Genomic DNA, 6,427 nt, shown 5'->3' on the forward strand with positions numbered 1-6,427 from the left:
CCCCGACACCAACCCCGGCGCCCACGCCGGTTCCGACGCCGACGCCAGCACCCACACCGCTGCCCACGCCCAAGCCGACCGTGACGCCGCTGCCCACGCTGGCACCGACGCCCCTGCCCACGCCGCCGCTCACGCGGCCGCCCGTGCTGACACCGTCGCCCACGCTGGGCCCCATCCGGCCGCCCATCGTCACGGCCGTGCCGGTCACGCCCACGGTGCCCATCGGAACGCTGCCGGTGGCGCCCGCAACCGTCACGCCCGCGGTGGTCAAGCCGACGCCCACCACCCCCGTGCCCGTGGTACCGCTGGTGCGCGGCCTGCCGCCTCCCACGCCGCCTTCGGCGCCCAGCGTGCAGCCCGCAGCGCCCGCGCCGGCACCCAAGGCAGCGCGGCGGGCTGCGGCCACGCCAGCACCGGCGCCCATGCCGCCGGTCAAGGCGGCCAAGGCCGGCAAGACCAACGCGCCGGCCAAGACGGCCGCAGCGACCAAAGCGGCCAAAGCGCCCGCAGCGCCGCGCAAGCCCAAGGCCTGAGCACGCCACACCCGCCGCGCCGACGGCCGCCTGAGCGGCCAAGGCCCGCGAACCTCCAAGGAGACGCCCCGTGAGCAGCGTGACCCCCATCAACACCCCCCTGCCGGGCGAGCGGGTGGTGGCCTTGTCGCCGCAGGACGCCGCCGCCGCGGCCGTGGCCTGGCTGCGCCGTCCCAACCTCTTCCCCGGCCGCGCGCTCACCGCCCCCACGCTGCAGGGCCGCCAGCAGTGGCAGGCCGGCCGCATCGCCCAACGCGGCCAGGCCTTCACCGCCGGCGTGGTGCGCGGGCTGGAGCTCAACCACGTGCTGGAGGGCAGCACCCTCCAGCTGATGCTGGAGCCGGGGCAGGGCCTGACGGTCAGCGGCGAGGACGTGACGCTGCTGCAGCGCCTGGAATGCGAGCTGCGCGCGCTGCCCGTGGCGTTGCCCCTGGCCTGGTTTGCGCCGGGGCAGGCGCCGGGCGCCACCAATGCGGTGGAGCTGCCCGTGCTGCCCGGCGAGCCCGGGCAGCGCGTCATCGGCAGCTCGGTGGGGGCCTTCCTGGACGCGGGCAGCGCGCACCTCAACCGCGCGGGCGTCGTGCTGCTGCAGCCGGTGACGGTGGACTCGGTGGACTTCGACCCGGCCGACCCCTGCGACCGCTGCGCCTGCGGCGACGACATGGACCCCGCCACCGCCGAGGACTGGCGGCTGGCCGACGGCGTGCGGCTGGTCTGGTATCCGTGGCCGGAAGGCGCCATCGCGCTGCCCGCCACCACGCTGCGCCGGCGCAACGCGCTGGCTTACGCGGTGTTCGAGGCCGAGGCCCGCCTGGCCCAGGGGCAGGCGCTGCCCTGGGAGCTGTTGGGCGTGCCCGTCGCGCTGCTTGGGCTGGATGCGGCCGGCGGCATCGCCTTCTCCGACCGCGCCGCCGTGGTGCGCCAGGGCGGGCGCGCGCGCGAAGCGAGGCTGCAACTGGCGTTCGACGCGCCCGCGGGCGCCACGCGGCTGTCGGCCCACAGCCGGCTGCCGGCGCTGTGGCAGGCCAGGATCGAGCAGTTCGCCGAGGAACTGGCCGAGCTCGGCGATCCCCCGCCGCCGGTCAAGACGCTGGCCGACCCTTTCCTGCACATCCCGCCCTGCGGGCTGCTGCCGAAAAACGTGCTGGACCTCGCCAACTTCCGCTGCGAGTTCTTTCCGCCGCTGGTGACGCTGGACGCCGTGCCCGTGCCGCTGGAGCAACTGGATGTGGCCCTGCGCGAGGCCGCGCCGCTGGCGCCGGTGAACCTCTCGGCCGCCGAGCGCGTGCGGCTGCTGGTGCCCGTGCCGCAGGCGTCCTGGGAGCCGCGGCTGCTCAAGAAGGAAGTTCTGGACCCCGAGTTCACGCACACGCTCAACCGCTTCCTGCTGGACCGCGCGCGCGAGCTGGGGGGGCGCCAGGGGCTGCGGCGCAAGAGGGCCATGCTGCGCCACGCCATCGACGGCAGCCAGCCGGCCGTGCCCGCCTGGGACGACGACCCACTGGCGCTGGAGAGCGAATCGCTCTCGCCCTGGGGCCCGCCGCCGCCGGGTGGCGGCCATCGCAGCGCGCTCATGGGCGGGCTGCACCAGCATTTCTTCGACGGCGCCACGCCCGCCTTCACGCTGGCCGCGGGCGAGTCGCTCTTCGCCTGGGTGTGCCTGGACCCCGACCACCCGCCGCGCACGCTCATGCTGCAGTGGCGCGTGGGCACCAGTTGGGAGCACCGCGCCTACTGGGGCGAGGACTTGATCGCCTGGGGCAACCCGGCCACCACGCCGGCCTCGCGCCAGCGCCTGGGCGACCTGCCGGAAGCCGGCGCCTGGGTGCGGCTGCAGATACCGGCGGCCGCCGTGGGCCTGGCCGGCCAGCCCGTCAACGGCATGGCTTTTTCCTTGTTCGACGGGCGCGCGGCCTTCGGCATGGCCGGCGCCACCACGGCCAACACCTGGCGCAAGTGGTTCTGCAACCAGTTGCCCGCGGGCGCGCGGCCGCAGGGCAACGAAGCCTGGGAGCTGCTGAGCACCAACGATTTATGGGCGCCTTTCGACGCCGCGGGCGGCGTCGCTCCCAACCTGTTGCCCGTGCAACCGCCGCAGGCGAGCGAGGCGCTGCCGCTGGACTCGCCGCTGCGGCTGCCCTCCGGCGGCTTCAACCTCCAGTACGCGCCGGGCAGCGCCTGGCGCGGGCATGGCGTGGACATCGAGGACGGCGACCCCGGCGCGCTGCTGCTGAAACCGTCGGACTTCACCGAGGGCATCGCGCCCAAGCTGCTGATGGCCGTGTACCTGGACGAGGTCAACCCGCCGCACTCGCTGGTGGCCACGCTGCGGCTGAGCCAGTACGGCGACGAGATGGCCTACTGGGAGCGCGCCGCCTTCTGGGGCGAGAACCGCCTGGACGAGCTGGCCAGGCTGCTGCCGGCGCGGGCGCAGCTCCTCCACGAGGCCACGCGCGCGGGGGCGCTGCCGCCGTCCTCGCGCTGGGTGTGGCTGGAAATCCCGCTGCCGCCGGACCGCGACGGCGTGGGCCTGTACGAGATCAACCTCTTCGCCTGCGGCGGCGAGCTGGCGGTGAGCGACATCACCTTCGGCCGCCCGCAGCCGCCCACGAGCACCCACCCGGCGTGGTCGCTGCAGGCCGAGCCCGTGTGGCCGCGCCACCCGCACGGCGGCGGCATACGCACCACGCACCAGGTGCTGCTGGGCAGCGGCATCGCGCTGCGCGGCGGCCTGGGCGTGCTCACGCCCACGACCACGGCGCGCACGGGCGTGGTGCCGGCCTACGCGCAGCTCATGCAGGACCCGGCGCTGCTGCGCCTGTCCGGCCACGAGCAGTCGCAACTGCTGCTGCGCGGCGTGGCGGGCTTTGCCGACTTCCTGCGCACGCGCATAGACCGCGTGGACGACATCACCGACTTCGGCTTCGCGCACATGCAGGTGGACATCCACCGCCTGCGCCAGCTCATGCTCAGCACCAGCGACGCCTCGCGGCTGAGCGTGTCGCCGGCCATCGCGGCCATCGCCAAGAGCGACAGCGCCGTGGTGGTGCAGTCGCAGATCAGGCAGTACCTGGACACGCTCAACCTGCGCCGCGCCGCGCAGCCCTCGGTGCTGGCCGGCACGGCCGAGGGCCTGATGGCCATGGCCGCGGCGGCCCCCGCGCCTACGCCCACGCCGGGGGCGGCGGCGACCGTGAAATCCTCGCTGCTCGCACTGCCGGCCAACAGCGTGACCACGGCCGTGCGGCTGGCGCAGTCGCAGCCGCGCAGCCTGCTGCTGCGCAAGCCCAGCGCGCCGGAGGCCATCGTCTACGCCAACCCGGTGGTGGGCCTGTCGACGGTGCGCACCACGGCCATCGCAGACCGGCTCAAGAGCCCGCCGTCCACCGAGGCGCGCGACTACGCGCTGGCCAACCGCCAGCGCACCGTGGCCTCGCTGGTGGAGCTGGTGAAGACGCTGTCGGCGCAGGACAGCGGCGAGCTGCCCTCGGTGTTCGACGGTTTCGTCGTCTACGGCCTCAAGGACGACCCCTTCCTGCGCGGCTCCAACCAGCCCACGCAGCGGGCGCTCACCGATTTCCTGGCCCAGCCGGAACTGCTGACGCTGCTGCTGCTGCCGCCCATCAGCACGGGCGCGGAGGACGAGGCGCTGCTGTTCTCGCAGACCGTGGCGCTGTCGGACAACACGGTGGCGCTGCTGCGCCAGCTCGAAGGCCGGCTCACCGTCTACCGCGACGCGCTGGGCCGCTGCGAAGCCGTGCTGCAGACGCTGCAAGGCCACTGGAGCGACGCCGCGCAGCGGCTGCAGGCCGTGGAGGAGCGGCTGGCCGAGGCGCGGCACGACGTGGGCGTGACGCGCGCGCTCATCGCGGAGGAGGAGGCGCGGCTGGCCGCCATCAACGAGCGGCGCGCCCGCGTGCTGGCCGAGGAGGTGCGCTTCGTGGCCTACATGCGCCCGCGCGAGGCCGCGCAGGCGCTGCAGGCGCCCTGGCGCGCGGTGGACCCGGCGCTGGCCGAGGCACCCGTGCCGGCCTGCCTGCGCTCGCACCCGGACGTGCCGGACGAGCTGGCGGAAATGCTCAAGGTCGTCCGCGAGGCGCCGGCGGCCTGGTTCGTGGACGTGCGGGCCCTGGTGGAGCGGCTGGACCGCGGCGAGCTGCTGCTGCGCACGCTGCGCGGCGCGCAATCGCGCAGCACCCTGCTGGCACAGCGCGGCATCGTTGCCCCCTCAACCTTGAGCGGCAGCCGCATCGGCACGGCCCTGACGCAACTGCTCACGCGCCAGGCACCGCTGCTGGCCGCGCGCGCCGAGCGCCTGAACCGGCTGCAGTGGCCGCTGCTGGCCACGGCCACCTGGCAGGGCTTGCGCGTGCAGGTGCAGGAGGTCGTGTCGCTGGGCGACCTGGCCGAGGGCGAGCATGGGCGCGGCGAGGTGTCGCGCCTGGCGGCCGAGCTGTTCGACCGCATGGCCGGCGTGTGCACCTGCCTGCACGCCGAGCTCAGCGCGGTGCTGCCGTCCATCCGGCTGGATTGGGCCGAGCAGATGTCGCAGTTCGACGAGACGCCCTCGCTGCGCGACCTCTCCAACCTGCCGCGCTTCAGCGAGATCGACTCCCTGGACCGGCGCCGGATGCAGGCCTATGCCGACTGGCTGTTCGCCCGCGTGGACCCGCGCCAGGCGCAGGCCGAGGCGCTGGTGAACGACGTGGTGCGCATGTGCCTGCTGCTGGCCAGCCACGCGCCGGTTGGGCGCATCGTGGCGGGGCGGCTGGCGCGGCCGGTGGGCGCCGTGCGGCCGGGGGTGAGCCTCCCGCTGGCGGCGCTGGAGCCGGCGCGGCTGCGCGTGGGCATGCAGGCCCTGGTCTACCGCAACAACGCGGTGGTGGCGCGCGCGGTGGTGGAGGACATCGGCGCGGCCGAGGTCTCGGCGCGGGTGCTGCACGTGGCGGCCGGGCAGGAGTCGCTGGGCATGGACGTGCGGGTGCACTTCGACGATGCCCCGGTGGTGAGCGCCTCGCCCGCGCGCAGCGGCGGCGCGTTCAAGCGCGTGCCGCTGTCGCTGTCCTGAGGCCGGAGCCGCGTGCGCCATGGCCGCCGTGGACCGCACCGTGCGCCGCCTGCACCTGCAGGCCGCCAGCCACGAGGACGCGCGCCGCGCCGCGCTGCGCCTGGAAGACGCGCTGCGCTGCGCCAGCCTGCCGGACGTGGGCCGGCGGCTGCTGTTCGTCCGCCGCCTGAGCCTGGGCCCCGTGCGCGCCGACGCCAGCGCACAGGCCTGGGCGCTGCGACTGGAGACCGCGATGGCGCAGTCTCGCCTGCGCTGGCTGCCCGGCGACGCGCCGCAGGCCGCCACGGCCGACGCCGTGTGGTTCCGCGACGCGCTGCACGCCCACCTGGCGCTGGGCCTGCGCCTGGCACGCGGGCCCGCGCCCGCGGCGTGGTTCTGGCCGCGGCTGCTGCCGGCGCTGGCGCAGGCACCGGACACGCCCACGGCGCTGGGAGCGGTGATGCACGCCGTGGCGGCGCTGCCGGAAGCCCCGGCCGCCCTGCCGGCCTGGGTCGCCGCCATGGCGCGCGAAGGTTTCACAAAAGCCCTGATCGCCGCCGTGCCACGCGCGGATGTGGCGCCGCTGTGGCGGGCGTTGGGCGGCGCGCCGGGGCCGGCGTCCCTGCACGCGCCCGCGGCCGCAGCCGCGGACAACCATCCAGGCATCGACGCCAGCGCGCCACCCTACGCCGAGCCGCGGGCGCTGGTCGCGCGGGCCTTGCGCCTGGCCGGGGAGGAGAGGGCGGCGCGGCTTGTCGAAGCGCCCGGCCTGGCCGGCGCGCCGGACGCCGCCGCGGCCCCGCGGGCACCCGGGGCAACGCCGTCCAGCGGCTGTCTCTTATACACA

At 75.5% G+C, this 6,427-nt stretch carries 1 protein-coding gene and 2 pseudogenes; all 3 read left to right on the plus strand.

Annotation, left to right across the window (positions count from 1 at the left end; genetic code table 11):
• Positions 1–533, plus strand: a pseudogene (locus tag SM757_RS34320) (hypothetical protein); the annotation flags it as partial.
• 70 nt (positions 534–603) lie between these two features.
• Positions 604–5,601 carry a hypothetical protein gene (locus tag SM757_RS34325; protein WP_322468763.1) on the plus strand — a complete coding sequence of 1,666 codons (4,998 nt, stop codon included), beginning with the start codon at positions 604–606 and terminating at the stop codon, positions 5,599–5,601.
• Between the two features lie 19 nt (positions 5,602–5,620).
• Positions 5,621–6,427, plus strand: a pseudogene (locus SM757_RS34330) (hypothetical protein); the annotation flags it as partial.

The sequence above is a fragment of the Azohydromonas lata genome, assembly GCF_034427735.1.
Lineage (GTDB): Bacteria > Pseudomonadota > Gammaproteobacteria > Burkholderiales > Burkholderiaceae_C > Azohydromonas > Azohydromonas lata.